The following is a 17104-nucleotide window of genomic DNA, read 5'->3' on the forward strand; positions in this document are numbered from 1 at the left end:
AAAGCTCCTTCCTTTTGCTTCTACAGCAGCACAATAACGAGCAGCAGCCCGCACAGGAAGCCGATGCTCTTAATCATCCGCTCGTAGCGATGCTGCCTGTCAGCAGCTTCGGTCTCTTCCCGCTCTAGATGGACCATTGCAAGCTTGATATGCTTTTGCTGCGAAATCAGATCGTGGCGGCCAAGCGTCTCCCCAAACTGCTTCATCACTTCGAGTTCACCCTTTTGAAGACTGCTGGATGCAGCGAGCTGCTCTAAGCTCTCGGCCCATGCTGACTTTGTATTTTTGCCTCCGCTTGAAAGAATTTGCGAGAATTGCGAGAAAAACTCCGACAGCGGTTTCTCGAGCTGTCCGCTTAAATCATCGGCAGCAGCTTTTAAAGGCTTTTGGCTATACACGATCTCTGCTTCTAGTGACTGAAGCGCAACTTTTATTTCCCGCAGGAGCCTTGTTCGCTTCCCTAACCGGCCTGCAATCTCAAAGCCAATCCATGTGGCAGCAAAAATAATCATTGCAGCGCCAATCAGCTTGACCATATAAGTTCCTCCCCTGATACAGAAGCAAACTGCGAGTTAAGAATTTGCATGGTCCGAATACCGTTTTTCCTGCTGAGCTCCACGACCCGCTCAAACACCCCGTGTTCAAAAAGAGGCTGGATAGATGGTCTCTTTGAGGCATCCCCGGCTCCGAAACCGTGGACACTGACCATCACCTGAACTCCTGCGTGGACTGCTTCCATAATGGCACTGCAGTCTTCCGCTGAACCAATTTCATCTGCAATCAGCACATCCGGACTAAGAGAACGAATCATCATCATCATTCCTTCCGCCTTCGGACACGAATCGAGTACGTCCAGCCGGTGGCCAAAGGTATGCTGAGGAATGCCATTTACCGAACCTGCTATTTCAGAGCGCTCATCAACGATTCCAACCTTCATACTCTCTTTTCCTGAATCACCAGTGCTTACCGTGCGGGCTATATCTCTAAGAAGAGTCGTCTTTCCCGTTTGGGGAGGTCCAATAATCAGGGTATTCAGCCATCTGCCCTCATACAGATAGGGAATCAGGGGCTGGGCTGCGCCGATTTTCTGCTTCGCTACCCTTATATTAAAAGACGTGATGTCCCTAATCATTTTTACGCGGCCGCCTGCTGTAATGACCTTGCCTGCCAGTCCAATCCGGTGTCCGCCGGAAATGGTGATGTAGCCTCTGCGCAGCTCCTCTTCCAGCGTGTAAATCGAGAATTCGCTCATTTCGTTCAAGAGCACTTGTCCATCATCAAGGGTAGCCGCATACGGCAAAAAGAGATGCCGGCCGTTCAGTATGACCTCTACCGGCCTGAATACACGAATGCGGATTTCCTCCACCTGATAACGATCTCGTTCATCCATACGTTCCAAATGGCTTCTTATTGAGTCAGGAAGGATCCGCATGATTTCATCCAAAGACGTTTCCTCCTCATACCTTCTTGATATAGAAAATGTATGCAGGCTTGACCGCTTTATGCCATCGCTCATTTATAAATTCCAGCTAATATAAAAACAACTCCAAGACCGATGAAAATCATTTTCCCATAGGAAATCTCACCTGCGATCTGGAAAATACCGATTGCCATCGTTCCTATAAAGATAGCCGGTCCGACAATTGCCAGAACCGAATTAATCGCAATCGCCTTACGGACGTCATTTACAAGGAGCATACAGATTGCTGCAGTCAGTTCAATACTTGCTGATAAAAAGCGGAGACCTGCCATCGCAAGAACTGTTTGATCCAGTCCATTCCACCAATTTTTCATCCTTCCACCTCGGATCCTTTTTGTACAGCCTATGCACTTCGTCCATGAAATAGAAAGAAAAGCGTTTTTTTCTCAACCGATTCGAGTCATGATATAATGGAAATATAGGGAAATTTTTATTAAGAAGATTTTTGCAGTTTGATGCTGCGGAATGAAGGAGGGGATGAAGATGGAAGGATTTTCTCAAGCTTATTTCATACTTCAATGGATTGTCGCTGCAGGCATTTTTCTGGTTATCCCGGCTGTCATTATCATCAAGGCCTTGAAAAAGAAAAAGTACCCCAGAAGCAATTTCTACACACCATTTGACAATATCATTGAAGGCAAGAGTTCCAGTGAGAAATTGGCCGTTGACCAGCTTCAGGAAGACGAAAGACATCGGAACCGGTATGGAGAAATAGATTGATTGTCAAAAAGAAACCAGTGTCTTTATCCAATGAGAGTAAACGGATAGCGAATCTGTTTTCGTTTGCGAATCAATAGAAAAACCCGGTTCATTTGAACCGGGTTTTTCTAGGGCTTATCCATTTTTTCTGCCGGCAAGAGGAAGCAGTTCCGCTCTTGTAAGAAGAATTTTCTTTGCAGGAACGCGCGGTTTGCCCGTTACCCTTTTCAGTGACTTATAATAGGTTTCAATGATATTTTCATCAGAATGCGGAATTGCTTTACCTTTAACCATTTGTGCTCCATTAATACAGCCGCTGGTCAGCAGTATGATATCGTTAGAGTGACCGAGGCTAAGCGCCTTTAGGACACCTTGCTCCCTTGTTAAGGTTGGATGGATTTCAGCAGCTCCTGGTATACAAAAGCCGCTCATTACCTGATCGACAATCACACGCGGATCATGGTCTCCAGGATGATCGACTGTGACTACAATCTCATCCGCCTTGTTTTCAATTACCTGAGCCATTTTAGGCATTTTCGCAAAGTCTCTAATGCCTATTCCGGCAATCATTACAATCAGCCGATTGTGCGGCAGCTTCTTCACTTCTTCTAAAAGACGAGTCAAAGCAACAGGCGTATGGGCGTAATCCAATATGATCTTTTGGCTGTCAGGACCCTTTATGATCTGGAAACGCCCTTCAGGACTTTCAAGATAGCGAAGTGCTTTGATAATATCCTCAATCTTGAACCCAAATAAAAGAGCCGCTCCCACTGCTGAAAGCACGTTCGAAATGTTGTACTCACCATATACCGGAACTTCAATGCTGAAATGGGAACCCGCATATAAAAGGCTGAATTTCGAACCGGTTTCACTAAAATCAATATTAAACGCCCTTAAATCCGCCTGTTTATTTGAAGACAGGCTGTATGTGATTTGCGGTCCGGCGAAAGTGCTTGCTAACCGCTCTCCCATACCTTCATCATCAAGATTGATAACGGCATGTTTAGCTTGCTTAAACAGCCTCATCTTACATTCCATATAGTGTTCAAAAGTTTGATGGTATTCCAGATGCTCTTCAGAAAGGTTCGTATGGATGGCCACATCAAAAATAATATGATCTACACGGTGCTGATCCAAAGCAATGGATGATACCTCCATCGCTACTGCCTCATCTCCGAGAGAAACTAAATCATGAAACATACTTTGCAGATCTATGGACTCCGGAGTTGTTGGAGTACTCTTCTTATAGGACAATTTTTCCTTAGAAGACCAAATGCCTGTGGTGCCAATAGATCCAGATGGCATCCCAAGCAGTGTTAACAATGACCTCACATATGCCGCAACCGTCGTTTTGCCATTCGTGCCTGTAATTCCGACTGTTTTTATTTTTTCATCAGCAGAATTGTAATAGACTTTAGCAAACTTCGCCATCGTCTCTCTTACATTATCCACCAGCATAAAGGTACAATCAGGATGCTTTACGCTTAAGTCCTGAAGAATGGGCAGGCTGGAGCCAAAAACGGCAACTGCGCCTCGCGATAGCGCATCCTCGATATATTGATGGCCATCATGGTTTTGGCCTTTCATACTAAAAAAGACAGAGAAGTCTTTAACTAGTCTGGAATCATAAGCAAGATGGAGTATTTCCTGGGCTGGAGGACCTAATAGGTGTTTTATTGGCATTTCTTTAAGCTGGTTAAATTCAATTAGCATGATCGACCTCACAGATGATTAGTATAAATGCAAGTACAGCAGTTCTATTTTTTGCATGAGAAATGGATTGTATTCTACGAGGAATTTGGTTGATGCGTACTATGGCAGAGATCATACCTTACACTATGATTGAGTGAACCTCTTATATATATCCTGATACTATTTACCCCATTTATTGCGAATTAAAACCTGCATAGGCACTAACCTAAATGTTATTGTTTACCTATTATTTTTACACAACCATTTTAGTCATTTTTAACATCCAGTGAACATTAAAAAATCAAAGAAAAAAGAACATCGTTAAATTGATGCTCTCTTTGGTATTTAATCTAAAAATAACTAATTTGTATAGATGGTGGCTCTCCACCACTATTGCCCTTTTGCTTTACTTAAAATTTGAATAATTTGGTTATTCTGTTCAATTTGAGTATCCGTGTTATCCTTTATTTGCTTAATCCACAGTAACAGAAATATTATGGATACAGGATAAGTAAGAGTAACAATTATAGATAACAAGCCAATCAAACTTGTGACAACCGTCATAAATTTCCTCCCGCAAAGAAATTTTCCACACAGGTGAAGAGTTAATGATACTCGATTATTATCAAGTTTATGACTTTACATGGGCTGTATTCTTGTAAAGTATTTTAGGGAAAGGAAGAAGAAGTGATGGAAGATAACAATATATTAAAAGTAAGAGCTAAGATTCTACGCATAAGAATCTCATTATTCTTGATTGTCTCTGTTATATTGGCCCAAATTTATTATATTTTCCTTTTATTTGAGCCATATGAAATAGAGATGTTAAAACTTAGCCATTTTGAAGTTTTCTTATGGTTTCCTTTTTATTACACATTTCTGTTCATTCCAGTTGTATTTGCCGCAGGATTCCCTTTATCCTTGCTGCATAATTACGTGGCCAAAATATATACAGTAAATCATTTAATTAGGATTGTCCCCTATTTGATATTTGGTATCATACTTGTCTATTCACTTCCGTTTATAATTAATGATACTCTAACAAATTCTAGATACGATTGGATTGTTAATCCCTATTACTCCATACCTGTTATTGGTATTTGGTTATGTTATATTGTTGAATCCTATCTTTTAAAAAAAGAAATAGAGGCTTTCTAAAAGTCTATTCTGCGGAAATGTCTGATTTGAAAACTAAAGAACACTCGCTGTATGAGTCAAGGATGTTTTTAAGCTTTGTGCTTTGTACAATTTAGGGTTAGGCTGATTGGAGCGGAAGGTGCGAGACTCCTGCGGGAGCAGCGGGACAGGCGAGACCCCGCAGGCGCATGGCGCTGAGGAGGCTCACCGCCCGCCCCGCGGAAAGCGAGCGACCTGCAGCGGAAATCAGCTATACCTAGTCTAATTTCAAACAGTAACGTTCACGAAAACAGCTTAAAAATACCTTCTTGACAGCACCCTCACTCTCTAGACAAAACCACTTTTATAAGGAAGTTGCCGGAATGGTTGGACAACGTTGATATTCCTCAAAAATTGTCCATACAGTCGGTGCTTACTTCCTTGCCATGAACTTAGAATGATGACAACCTGGGTATTGGAGCCTGCGAAAATGTCTTAATCAGGCTCGAAGGAAGGATCGATCCTTATTTAAAAATCCCTACGAATGACAAAAAGCATCCGGATAGACTTCCGAATGCCTTTATTCTAAAAGTTAAAACCCGCCGTAGGCGGGTTTCCTATTACGCTCTGGAAACGTAAGAAGATTCTGTTGTGTTAATGATAAGTACATCCCCTTCATTAATGAAGAAAGGAACGTTAACTGTAAGTCCAGTTTCAAGTGTAGCTGGTTTTGTTCCGCCTGAAGCCGTATCACCTTTGATTCCCGGCTCTGTTTCTGTTACTTTCAATTCAACCGTGTTTGGAAGTTCTACTCCAAGAGTTTCAGCCTGGAACATCATAATTTGCACTTCCATATTTTCTTTCAGGAACTTCAGTTCATATTCAATAGCATTTGCTGGCAGCTCGATTTGCTCGTAGGATTCGTTATCCATAAACACATGCATATCATCGCTTGCATACAAATATTGCATTCTGCGCGTCTCAATCTGAGCTTTCGCTACTTTTTCACCAGCGCGGAACGTTTTTTCCTGAATCGCACCTGTACGAAGGTTGCGAAGCTTTGAACGGACGAATGCTGCTCCTTTACCCGGCTTAACGTGCTGGAAATCAATTACGCGCCAAATTCCATTGTCCACCTCTATTGTTAAACCTGTACGAAAATCATTTACTGAAATCATGAATGTGTTCCTCCTAGAAATCTTTTGCCCCGGTATTTTATACTAGAGGCTTATGTAAAAAAGCGAATGCGCCTTTTTTTACAGTATAATCAATTCTTTTGGTGATGACGTTAATGCCTCGTTGCCGTTTTCCGTGACAACCGTGTCATCTTCAATTCTTACTCCGCCAAGTCCTGCGATATAAATACCAGGTTCTACTGTTACAACCATTCCGGATTCCAACACAGTCTCGGAGCGTGAGGATAATGCCGGTCCTTCATGCACTTCCATGCCAAGCCCGTGGCCTGTTGAATGACCGAAATACTCTCCATATCCTTTTTCTGCAATGTAATCACGGGTTAAGGCATCTGCTTCCTTGCCAGTTATTCCTGCTTTAATTCCGTTCATGCCTCTAAGCTGAGCTTCCAGCACAACCGAATAAATCTCCTTCAGTTTATCAGAAGGCTCGCCGACTGCAAACGTTCTCGTAATATCCGAGCAGTATCCTTTATAATAAGCGCCGAAATCAAGCGTTACAAAATCGCCTGTTTCAATCTCTTTTTCGCTTGCTGTTCCGTGTGGGAGAGCAGAGCGAAAACCGGATGCAACAATAATATCAAATGAAGAAGAAGCTGCTCCGTTTTTCCGCATGAAGAATTCCAATTCGTTGGAAACATCAATTTCTTTTAGGCCTGGACGAACGAAATGCAGGATGTGAGAATAGGCGGCATCGGCAATCTCGGCCGCTTCCTTTAATATCTTAATCTCTGCCGGAGACTTAATCAAGCGTAACTTTTCCACGGCACCTGAAACCGGAGCAAGCGTGATTCCATTCATTGCTTTTTGGTACTGCTGATAAGCAGCAAATGTAATATGGTCCTGCTCGAAGCCAAGTTTCGTAATGCCCATCTTCTTAGCTTGTTCAGCTGCTTCCTCGATGATAGAGCCTGTATGCTGAATAATCTCGTAGCCTTGTGCCTGCTTCCCAGCTTGTTCAACATAACGGAAATCCGTAATGAATACTGCCTTTGATTCAGAAATAATTGCAAGACCGGCAGATCCAGTGAAGCCTGTCATATAACGGCGGTTGTACTCACTTGTAATAAGCATCCCATCAATTTCTGAACTTTTAAATGAATTTCTCAATTTTTCGAGCATGTTCATTTCCCCCCTGTTTGGTTCATTAGCGCTTGAAGCGCCAGTCTATATCCATAGAACCCAAGTCCGGCAATCTGGCCAATTGCTGCCGGAGCAATCACCGAATGGTGCCGGAATTCTTCTCTGGCATAAACATTTGATATATGTACTTCCATGACCGGGACCGATACTCCTGCAACTGCATCCCGAATTGCATAGCTGTAATGGGTGAAGGCCCCCGGATTCAGAACGATTCCATTGTACTGTTCATCCGCTTCATGAATGGCATCAATTAGATCCCCTTCATGGTTGGACTGAAAGCACGTAACCTCGATTCCTGCGTCTTCCCCGAATTGAAGAAGCTCTCTTTCAAGATCCGTTAAGGTCTTGCTGCCGTATACAGCCGGTTCGCGTTTCCCGAGTCTGTTTAAATTGGGGCCGTTAAGAATTAAATACCGCTGCATTTCTCTCTCTCCCGTCCTTAAAAACTGAAATATAAAGCTCGGAATCGACCAAGCCTCTTTCAGCAAAAACTGCTATGAATGCTTGTTTATTTTACCATAGTCAGCTATTTTCCTCTAATGATTTAGAAGGTTTGGATTTCGTCTCTTTCATTACTTCACTATAGTCATAAGATATGGAATACCCAACGAACGTTCCATATAGGATATAAACACATAAAGTAGTAACAACCGTATTGGAGTTCAAATCTGTAATTGGCTTTAGAACCGGAAATAGCGGAGTGATTAATAAAAAGACGAATGCCCATAAAGCGATCCCAAATCCAATTCCTGCCCATATTGAGTGAATTTTTCTTAAAATAGCGTAATAAACAAAGGCAACTCCGATTGAAATAACGCTGATCAAGCATATACTAACAATATTACCAGCCGTTCCATCCTTCCATGCACCTGCCGATACCGGCTGCAGAATCATATTTGGACTCACTTCTGAAAGCTTGAAGTAAGAAGCAATAAATGCCATTACAGACCAGATCAGGCCTCCTGCAAAACCGCATGCAGCAACCCTTCCAAGAATTGAAGCGGCTGTCGGCCCCTTTTTTTCCGTTCCTGAATTTTGATTGTTCATTTTCCCTTCACCTCATTGGTCAGTATGCCCCACTTTTCCCTGTCAATGTCAGTGTTCCGCTGATGTGTAAGAAAATAATGGATGGGTATACTATTCCTACATGCTGAAACGGCAAATAAATGTCAAAACAATGAAACATCAGCCTAGAGGTTTACCTGATTTTTAGGTAAAATAGAATAATAACACTTTTGACAGATATCCTTAGCAGAAGTGACCATGTTGAGATAGGTTGGTGTTTCATGTCTACAGAGAAAAAGCCCGCATATGGCGGGCAGGCAGTGGTTGAAGGAGTTATGTTCGGCGGAAAACATCACTACGTAACGGCGGTTCGGAGAAAAGATGATTCGATTGAGTTTTTTCATTTGCCGAGGAAAGGAAATCCAGTTCTTGCAAAACTGAAGAAAATTCCTTTTTTAAGAGGCATTATTGCTATATTGGAAGCAAGTGCAAATGGTACAAAGCATCTGAATTTCTCCACCGACCGATTTGATGTAGACCCCGCGGATGACAGGAAAGTGGCCTCCGAGAGAAAAGAATCGAAGCTTACCATGATCCTCGGCGTAGCTGCTGCAGGTATTCTGTCATTTTTGTTTGGGAAGTTTATCTTTACCTTAATTCCGGTTTTTTTGGCTGAGTCCACTCGTTTTATCTTTAGAAGTGATTTTTCGCAAATCATGGTTGAGGGGGCTTTCAAGCTTATTCTCCTGCTTGCCTACATTTATTTTATATCGTTAACCCCTCTCATTAAACGGGTATTCCAATATCACGGGGCAGAACATAAAGTTATCAACTGCTACGAAAACGATATGCCTTTGACCGTGGAAAATGTTCAAAAGCAATCAAGGCTCCATTACCGCTGCGGAAGCAGTTTCATTTTATTTACAGTTATCGTAGGGGTTTTTGTTTATATGCTCGTACCAACCGACCCTTTATGGGTACGTGTTGTAAACCGGGTGGCTTTAATACCAGTCGTGCTTGGTATTTCATTTGAAGTTTTGCAGCTTACAAATTCCCTTCGCAATGTTCCGGTCTTAAAAGCTCTCGGTCTGCCTGGATTATGGCTTCAGCTGTTAACGACCAAAGAACCTGATAGCAAACAGGTAGAAGTAGCGATTGAAAGCTTTGAAGAACTTATGAGAATGGAAAAAGAAACCAAAATGTCAAAAGAGCAAATTGTTTAACGATCTTTTCTAATTATATGGGAGGTGGAATCATGAAACGCGGATCGAACTGGTTTTTTCTGGCTATTGCAGGTCTTGCAGGTTTTTATTTGATCACAACCATGATCACAAACCCCGCTGCTCTTCTGCGGCAGGCAGCAATCTTGGTCATTACCATTGCCATTATCTATTTTGTGTTCCGTTATTTTATGAAAAAGAGAATGGGGTCTGATTACTCATCATACTCGAAAGCGGTGAAGCAGTCGAAACGAACCGCAAACGAAACAACTCATTCCGGCTCCCCTTCCAAAACGGTCACACCCATTAAAAAATATGCGAAAAGAAAACCATTCAAGAAGAAAAGTTCCAGTCACTTGACAGTCATTGAAGGAAAAAAAGGAAAAAAGAAAAATAGGGCCCTTTTCTAAAAGGCCCATGTTTGGAGAAACTTCTCCGTTTCACTTCTGCCTAGCTCAATTAGAGCTAGCTTTTTTTCTTCTGTTAAATTAAATTCTGTTGTCAAAATATGATCCACCGGTAAAAACACAATATTCCGTTCATGCTTGCTTGATATATGGCGGGCGTCATGGGCGTCCTTCATCGTTTCAAATAAAGCTCCGTACAATTCAATTGCATTCGTAATTTTATTTTTGGGCCTTTCCTGTTCATTTGGCGTTAACCGGATTCCCAGTACCGGCCGTTTCGGAAAAAGTTCCGCAGTGAAAAGCCAGATGGGAAAATTGCTGAGTACTCCTCCATCGACAATCATGCAGTTTCCCAAGCGGGATGTCAGCTTTACCGGCTCGAAAAAATAAGGCAGACTGCTGCTCATTCTTACCGCCCTCGCTACCGAAAAGTTTTCAGGAACAAGGCCGTATGAAGGCAGATCATCGGGCAATACGACAATCTTTCCGTTTGTCAGGTCAGATGCGACCACTTTCAACGAGCCTGCCGGCAAATCCCCAAAAGTCGAGATTCCCTTGACTCTTAGTTTTTCAGCAATCCAATTCTCCAATTTTTGTCCCTTGTATAACCCGAGCCTCCAATAAATCGAAATCCACTTTAAAAAACGGAGCGGAAAAAAAGAGATCCGTTCATCCATAAAATCCTTTAAATTCACTTCTTCCAGCAAGTCGATAATTTCATCACTTGTATACCCTGCCGCAATAAAGGCAGCAATAATCGATCCTGCGCTCGTTCCTGCTATACGGGCAAATCGCAGGCCCTTTTTCTCTATAGCCTGGCAGGCTCCCGCCATCGCCAGCCCCTTTATTCCTCCGCCTGAAAAAACACCGTCAATATACACAGGATTCCCCCTCTGTATGCTGTCTGTTAATCCTATTTCAATGTGCTGGTTTTTTAGAACTTAGGCACCCGGCTTGGGGTGAATCACGAAGATTTTTAGGGAAGTGTTCATTGAGGTTTTAGAAACGCAGGACAGAGTACACAGAAGCCGATGCGTCCCAGGAAACAAATCCAGGGCGCTCATCTGCTGCTTTTGTGATCTAAGAGGGATCCTGTTCACTCCGTTTCTGCACGGTTTTAAGATCTTTGGAGCGTTTCGGATCTTCCTCAAAATATTGGACAAGATCACCAATTCGATCGATGGCATTCCAGCTTAAATGGTGTTCAATACCTTCTACATCATCGTATATAATATCTTCATCAACACCAATGATTCTCATAAATTGTTCAAGAAGTTCATGCCGGTAAACGAGACGTTTGCCAATTTTCTTCCCTTTTGGTGTAAGAATTAAGCCTCTATACTTCTCATAAACTAAATATTCATCTTTATCCAGCTTCTGCACCATTTTTGTAACAGAGGAGGGATGAACGCCTAGTGCTTCTGCGATATCGGACACTCTGGCATATCCTTTTTCTTCTATAAGGTTGTAAATTTGTTCTATGTAATCTTCCATACTGGGCGTTGGCATAATTAAAAGTCCCTCCATTGCTTACCGATCATACTTCTAAAATAAATCATATCAAGTGTACACTTTTTTAGTTGCCGTGACAAGGAAAGTTCCCGTCATATAAGGCTTTTGGCAGGTATATGCATGAGATGCATACTTTGTTATTTATTTATAAAGCTCTGTTAAACTTGGCTGTTGATTGCAGCTAGCAGGCGTTCGCTTATCCTTGGGCGGGGGGTGAGCCTCCTATGCGCTTGGCGCATGCGGGGTCTCACCTGTTCCGCTGCTCCCGCAAGAGTCTCACGTCTTCCACTCCAATCAACAGGTGTTTTAAAAAAACATCATTCCTGGTTCTTACTCAAACATGGTGATTGAATGAATAACTGCTTTTCGGGTATAGCGATAATTATAGTCTAAAGGCGGTGGATAAAATGAACAATCCAGGCCCTGATCAGCTTTTCTAATTCGATCAGAATGTTGATTTAGGTTTAATCAAATTCACCGAAAAAACGTAAGAACCTCATTTATAAACATTGCAAATCTATTGCGCATAATCAAGTCAAATATGTCCTCATAACATCATTGAACTATTACACAGTCCAAAATAAACAGGCTGCCAGGATTCAGAATCCCTGGCAGCCTGACGCTGGATTAGTTATCCAGCATATTTTTTATTATAATCCGCATTTTAATTGGGCCCCGCAGCTTGTACATGTGTTGCAGCCGCCCAAATCTTCAACTGTACCTTCGCGGCATACAGGACAAGTATTGCCTACTTCGTTCCCAATGGTTACATCTGTTGAACGCAGGGCGTTGATTGTATCAACAAGAACCACCTTGCCCTTTTCTTTTGGTGCTTCTCCCGTTTCGTCATCAAACGAATTCTCTTCAGCCTTTAAAGTCAGAACCTGAGAGTCACGGCTTCCATCTACATAAACCGTGCCGCCCTTTGCTCCGCCTTTATACAGACGCTCATACACTCCCTCAACCTGTTCAACTGAATAGCCTTTAGGGGCATTTACTGTTTTAGAGATCGAGCTGTCAATCCAGCGCTGAATTACACACTGTGCATCAGCGTGGGCTTCCGGGGACAGTTCCATCGCTGAAATAAACCAGTGAGGAAGATTATTAGGATCTGCATCAGGATTGCGGTCTAAATACTCCTGAACAATATCCGCTTTCACTTCTATAAATTTACCGAGTCTTCCGCTTCTGAAGTATGAGAAGGAGAAATAAGGTTCAAGACCGGTTGAAACACCGACCATCGTTCCTGTTGAACCTGTCGGGGCAACCGTCAGCAAGTGAGAGTTGCGGATTCCGTACTTTTCAATATCTTCGCGGATATCCTCAGGCATTTTTTTCATATAGCCTGTTTCCGTGAATTTTTCGCGCAGCTCCATTGTTTCTGCTTCTCTTGAACCTGTCAGGAACGGGAAGCTGCCTTTTTCTTTGGCAAGCTCTACAGAAGCACGGTAAGCTGTGGTTGCAATCGTTTCAAACACTTTGTCAACAAGGGCATTTCCCTCTTCTGTTCCGTATTCCGTTTCACAGTAGATCAGCAGGTCATGCAGACCCATTACACCAAGTCCAACACGGCGTTCACCCAGTGCCTGTTTTTTATTCTCTTCAAGGAAATATGGTGTTGCATCGATAACGTTATCCTGCATGCGGACACCTGTTTCAACCGTTTGGCGAAGCTTTTCAAAGTTTACCGTTTTAGCAGTTTTGTCTGCCATTTCTGCCAAATTCACAGCTGCCAGGTTGCAGACTGAGAACGGTGCGAGAGGCTGTTCACCGCATGGGTTCGTCGCAACAACCTTCTGGCCGTAAGCCTTCGCATTCGTCATATCGTTCGCATTATCAATAAAGAAGATCCCAGGCTCTGCAGAGTACGTTGCACAAATGTTAACCAGGTTCCAAAGCTCTTTTGCCTTGATTTTACGGTAGGTACGGACTTTGTAGCCCTTCGCTTCCCACTCGCGAACGTCCCCTGATTTATGCCACTCTTCATTGTAAGCTTTCATTTCTTCCTTGCTGTAGCTCTCCACATCAGGGAATCTCAAGTCATAATCCAAATCCAATTCTACAGCTTTCATAAAATCATTCGTCAGGCAAATGGAGATATTTGCTCCAGTTAGGAATTCAGAGTTGTGTACGCTGTACGTTCCGCCCGTTTTAAGCTTTGTTTCTGCGTCTTTCATCACTTTGTCAGAAAAACCGCCGTTTCCGGGAATTGCTTTGTAATTCACAATGCCCTGATACATATCCTGCTCCGCTTGTGTGAATGGAGTGAACTTCAGTTTTTCCTGCGCTGCTCTTTTGATAGATTCATCCTTCGTATTTTCGATTAGATAACGGAGAATACGCGGATTTTGCATTTTGGAAATGATGAATTCCACAATATCAGGGTGCCAGTCCGCGAGCATAATCATTTGTGCACCGCGTCTTGACCCGCCCTGCTCCACAAGATGCGTTAGCTTTGCAATATCATCAAGCCATGAAACCGAACCGGATGATTTACCATTTACTCCGCGTGCTAGCGTGTTGCGCGGGCGCAGGGTCGATCCGTTTGTTCCGACTCCGCCGCCGCGGCTCATGATTTCCATGACCTGTTTACGGTGCTCTGAAATACCTTCACGGGAATCCTGGACAAATGGCATAACATAGCAGTTAAAGTACGTAACGTCTGTTCCCGCTCCTGCTCCATAAAGCACACGGCCTGCAGGCACAAAATTCATGCTGACAAGCTCCTGATAGAACTTTTCAAACCACTCCTCGCGTTTTTCCTCGGTTTCTTCCACAGAAGCAAGGCCTGTCGCATTTCGTTTCGCGATTTGTTCATAAAACACTTCTAGAGGCTTTTCAATGACATCTAAGGATCTAATGATTAATCCGCTTTCGATTTCCTCCGGCTTGTCCAGGGAATGACGGTATTCATCATCAACTAAAACAGTAGCCGTTTTGGACGTCCAATCAAGATCCGTTATGTAACCCAGCCCCCTGGCCGGAAACTTAGGATCCTCTTTAATGGTCAAAACAACGAAATCACCTTTGGATAACGTTACTTTTTCCGTATCCTTAAACGTATATCTGTCCAGCATGACAAGACGGGAAACCCCTTTATGTGTAAGGTGCATATCATCTGTCACCGGATGCACCTGCGGGAACAAGGAAATATCCTTATTCAGCTTGTCTACATCCATCTTCATCTTCTCCTCTAATGAAACGGGCATGTTAACAACTCCTCTTTCAATAGTACTAAGTAAAAATATCATACACTAGGCACTACAATCAACATATAGTGCATTCATTATTAAGAACAATACTAGATATTGATTATAGCCTGTTTTTTCCCCTATTTGTCAAATCGAAAACTTAATAAAAACAAGAGGAAAACAAAGAAAATAAGAGATTGTTCCAACTCTTCTATTTAAATTAGACCAATTTGTGATTTGCAATAATTTCGTACAAATCAACTTCTGATAAATAAAGGAAATAATTGAATTATTTTCTTATTGCACCTAAAAATAATTTCAGCTTTTCACTTATTATAGAACAAACGTTCCATCCAGTCATCGAGTAATTTCTGGCAAAATGAAAAAGCGGCAAAAATGCCGCTTAATGCTTGCTACCTTTTAAAATTCCATTCACTGCTCTCGTATTTGCTTTTTGCGAGATTCTCTACATAAATTAGTTCATCCTGCGAAAGTTCATAAGCTTCAAGCTCAATATTCAATCCTGATTCAAAGCCCTTTTTAAAAGCACGGCGCGCCTCTTCCATCGTGACAGGTGTTTCCCGTAAAGCATTTGCGGCAACGGCCTTGCTGCTGAAATTTCTGCGCATCCGTTCTTTTACCCGCTCACTTGGGTAAATGAATAAATCAAATAATTTATCCTCATCCAAATCAAGCAGAATCGAGCCGTGCTGCAGGATAACACCCTTCTGGCGGGTTTGTGCACTTCCTGCGACTTTGCGCCCTTCCACCACCAGCTCGTACCAGGATGGTGCATCAAAGCAAACAGAAGATCGCGGATTTTTAAGGCCTTCTTTTTCCTCATCTGTTCTTGGAATCGCAAAGTACGCCTCAAGTCCGAGATTCCGAAAGCCTTCTAAGATCCCTTCTGAAATAACGCGGTAGGCTTCTGTAACCGTTCGGGGCATCTCTGGGTGCTCTTCTGTTACAATGACACTATATGTAAGCTCTTGGTCATGAAGTACGCCCCTGCCGCCTGTCGGCCTTCTGACAAACCCCAGACCGTGCCGTTTGACGGCATCAAAATCAATCTCTTTTTCCGCCTTTTGAAAATAGCCGATGGACAAGGTTGCAGGATTCCAGCCGTAGAAGCGGATAACCGGAGGTATCTTTCCTTCGCTATGCCAGTCGAGCAATGCTTCATCTAGTGCCATGTTAAAGGAAGGCGAGCAGCTTCCTGAATCAATAAATCGCCATTTTTCTTTTTTCATATGCTTCCCTCTTTTAGCCATTTAATCATTGCCTCAAAAGATACTTTCTCAGTCTATCAAATCCAGACGGAGTTGAAAACAAATCTGACCTTATTTCAGTGACATTTAAGAGCCCGTCTTATATAATTAAAGGTATCGTTTAAACGAGGATTTTTTTCATTTACACAGAAGGAGTCGAGTTTCATTGGAATGGATTATTTTAATTGTGCTTATTGCAGGGATCGTTGCCTACAGTCTTTACACCTTTTTTTATCAGCGGAAAATTCTTAAATCACTTACTGAAGAAGAATTCAGGGCTGGATACCGCAAGGCCCAGCTTATTGATATAAGAGAACCGAACGAGTTTGATGGAGGCCATATCTGGGGCGCACGCAATATACCCCTTTCTCAAATGCGCCACCGGTACAAAGAAATCCGCAAGGATCAGCCGGTTTATCTGTATTGCCAAAACACGACACGAAGCGGCCGTGCAGCCCAGCAGCTTAAGAAGAAGGGCTACAATGATCTATACATGCTAAAAGGCGGCTTCCGTTCCTGGACCGGTAAAGTGAAAAAGAAATAATGAATTCCGTCCGCACTTGGCTGCGGGCGGTTTTTTATTTGAGAAGATTAGCAAACTTTGCTGCTTGAAAAAAGTATAGGGTATGGCTGATACTCCTCCCAAAAATCATCAGCCTTTAGATAGAGCGTCCCTCCGTTTGACAGACTTCCTTTGGAGGGTAAACTACCCAAAAGGAGGTTGCCGCTATGTCATTTGATTACGAGATGGATTTCGAACATACAGATTTCAGAAAAGAGCCAGAGAAATACCGGGTTGGCCGAGGCGAACAAGGGGTCTTGATGGTGGAACCATATAAAAGTGAAATACTTCCCCACTGGCGTTTTAAAACACCGGATATTGCCAAGGAATCTTCTGAAAAAATCTATGAGCTTTACCTTGGCTATAAAGAGAAAAATGATTTCCCCGGAATGGATATGGCGCGGAAATTTTTACAGATGGGCTATACCCGCTCAAGAAGGTACGCCAATTATAAAGGCGGCCGGAAATACAAAAAGGATGGCGAAGTAAATGAACGGAAAATAGATGACCAAAAGGCGGAATCTGCAGCAATCTTCGAAAAAAAGTGGAAGCTTGTCAGAGCGGATGAAGAGTATTTGAAACTAAAAAAAGAGCATCAGGAGAATTATGGCTAATC

Annotated in this window: 18 protein-coding genes; 6 read left to right on the forward strand and 12 right to left on the reverse strand. The window is 42.7% G+C overall.

Annotated features, from left to right (window positions below):
• Positions 1 to 20: 20 nt before the first annotated feature.
• The 3 genes from spoIIIAB to J9317_RS12555 form a co-directional block, all read right to left on the reverse strand.
• Entirely contained in the window at positions 21 to 536 is a 516-nt protein-coding gene (gene spoIIIAB, locus J9317_RS12545) for a stage III sporulation protein SpoIIIAB (protein ID WP_211559084.1), read from the reverse strand.
• Positions 524 to 1444, reverse strand: coding sequence for a stage III sporulation protein AA (gene spoIIIAA / locus J9317_RS12550; RefSeq protein WP_211559086.1), 921 nt, complete (start codon positions 1442 to 1444; stop codon positions 524 to 526). The genes spoIIIAB and spoIIIAA overlap by 13 nt, the downstream gene beginning before the upstream one ends.
• Before the next feature lie 68 nt (positions 1445 to 1512).
• Entirely contained in the window at positions 1513 to 1794 is a 282-nt protein-coding gene (locus tag J9317_RS12555; RefSeq protein ID WP_035404027.1) for a YqhV family protein, read from the reverse strand.
• 169 nt (positions 1795 to 1963) lie between these two features.
• Between J9317_RS12555 and J9317_RS12560 the strand changes: the two genes are divergently transcribed.
• A complete protein-coding gene (locus J9317_RS12560) occupies positions 1964 to 2200 on the forward strand; it encodes a DUF3951 domain-containing protein (RefSeq protein WP_211559088.1) in 237 nt (78 codons plus the stop codon).
• Positions 2201 to 2314: 114 nt separating this feature from the next.
• Here J9317_RS12560 and J9317_RS12565 read toward each other — a convergent pair whose 3' ends face one another.
• On the reverse strand, positions 2315 to 3892 hold the full coding sequence (locus tag J9317_RS12565) for a UDP-N-acetylmuramoyl-L-alanyl-D-glutamate--2,6-diaminopimelate ligase (RefSeq protein WP_211559091.1): 1578 nt from the start codon (positions 3890 to 3892) through the stop codon (positions 2315 to 2317).
• 669 nt (positions 3893 to 4561) lie between these two features.
• Here J9317_RS12565 and J9317_RS12570 point away from each other — a divergent pair.
• Positions 4562 to 5029: a hypothetical protein gene (locus J9317_RS12570; RefSeq protein ID WP_211559093.1), complete on the forward strand. Its 468-nt coding sequence runs from the start codon at positions 4562 to 4564 to the stop codon at positions 5027 to 5029.
• A 578-nt stretch (positions 5030 to 5607) separates the two neighbouring features.
• Here J9317_RS12570 and efp read toward each other — a convergent pair.
• The 4 genes from efp to J9317_RS12590 all read right to left on the reverse strand — a co-directional run bounded on the left by efp (position 5608) and on the right by J9317_RS12590 (position 8370).
• Positions 5608 to 6165, reverse strand: a complete 558-nt coding sequence (gene efp, locus J9317_RS12575; RefSeq protein WP_211559096.1) for an elongation factor P — start codon at positions 6163 to 6165, stop codon at positions 5608 to 5610.
• Between the two features lie 78 nt (positions 6166 to 6243).
• Positions 6244 to 7308: a M24 family metallopeptidase gene (locus J9317_RS12580; protein WP_211559098.1), complete on the reverse strand. Its 1065-nt coding sequence runs from the start codon at positions 7306 to 7308 to the stop codon at positions 6244 to 6246.
• Positions 7305 to 7745, reverse strand: coding sequence for a type II 3-dehydroquinate dehydratase (gene aroQ / locus J9317_RS12585; RefSeq protein ID WP_211559100.1), 441 nt, complete (start codon positions 7743 to 7745; stop codon positions 7305 to 7307). Before aroQ ends, J9317_RS12580 begins: the two co-directional genes overlap by 4 nt.
• 100 nt (positions 7746 to 7845) lie before the next feature.
• Complete coding sequence (locus tag J9317_RS12590; RefSeq protein ID WP_211559102.1) at positions 7846 to 8370, reverse strand: YqhR family membrane protein; 525 nt, start codon at positions 8368 to 8370, stop codon at positions 7846 to 7848.
• 239 nt (positions 8371 to 8609) lie between these two features.
• Between J9317_RS12590 and J9317_RS12595 the strand changes: the two genes are divergently transcribed.
• Together J9317_RS12595 and J9317_RS12600 are read left to right on the forward strand one after the other, a co-directional pair.
• Complete coding sequence (locus J9317_RS12595) at positions 8610 to 9551, forward strand: DUF1385 domain-containing protein (RefSeq protein ID WP_211559105.1); 942 nt, start codon at positions 8610 to 8612, stop codon at positions 9549 to 9551.
• Between the two features lie 32 nt (positions 9552 to 9583).
• Positions 9584 to 9958 (forward strand): SA1362 family protein, encoded by a 375-nt coding sequence (locus J9317_RS12600; protein ID WP_211559106.1) that lies wholly within the window; start codon positions 9584 to 9586, stop codon positions 9956 to 9958.
• Here the strand turns inward: J9317_RS12600 and J9317_RS12605 are convergent.
• From J9317_RS12605 to J9317_RS12620, 4 genes are all read right to left on the reverse strand, one after another.
• Positions 9955 to 10836 carry a patatin-like phospholipase family protein gene (locus tag J9317_RS12605; RefSeq protein ID WP_211559108.1) on the reverse strand — a complete coding sequence of 294 codons (882 nt, stop codon included), beginning with the start codon at positions 10834 to 10836 and terminating at the stop codon, positions 9955 to 9957. The genes J9317_RS12600 and J9317_RS12605 overlap by 4 nt on opposite strands.
• 199 nt (positions 10837 to 11035) lie before the next feature.
• Positions 11036 to 11464 carry a transcriptional regulator MntR gene (mntR, locus tag J9317_RS12610; RefSeq protein ID WP_211559110.1) on the reverse strand — a complete coding sequence of 143 codons (429 nt, stop codon included), beginning with the start codon at positions 11462 to 11464 and terminating at the stop codon, positions 11036 to 11038.
• Positions 11465 to 12117: 653 nt separating this feature from the next.
• The gene (locus J9317_RS12615; RefSeq protein ID WP_211559112.1) at positions 12118 to 14676 is read right to left on the reverse strand and encodes a vitamin B12-dependent ribonucleotide reductase; all 2559 of its coding nucleotides are present in this window, start codon (positions 14674 to 14676) and stop codon (positions 12118 to 12120) included.
• A gap of 395 nt (positions 14677 to 15071) precedes the next feature.
• Positions 15072 to 15908 carry a lipoate--protein ligase family protein gene (locus tag J9317_RS12620; protein ID WP_211559114.1) on the reverse strand — a complete coding sequence of 279 codons (837 nt, stop codon included), beginning with the start codon at positions 15906 to 15908 and terminating at the stop codon, positions 15072 to 15074.
• A 193-nt stretch (positions 15909 to 16101) separates the two neighbouring features.
• On the opposite strand from J9317_RS12620, the gene J9317_RS12625 reads away from it, so the two are divergent.
• Positions 16102 to 16470, forward strand: coding sequence for a rhodanese-like domain-containing protein (locus J9317_RS12625; protein WP_431190705.1), 369 nt, complete (start codon positions 16102 to 16104; stop codon positions 16468 to 16470).
• A 185-nt stretch (positions 16471 to 16655) separates the two neighbouring features.
• On the forward strand, positions 16656 to 17102 hold the full coding sequence (locus tag J9317_RS12630; RefSeq protein WP_211559116.1) for a DUF4385 domain-containing protein: 447 nt from the start codon (positions 16656 to 16658) through the stop codon (positions 17100 to 17102).
• Positions 17103 to 17104 lie beyond the last annotated feature (2 nt).

This window comes from Metabacillus flavus, from assembly GCF_018283675.1.
Lineage (GTDB): Bacteria > Bacillota > Bacilli > Bacillales > Bacillaceae > Metabacillus_B > Metabacillus_B flavus.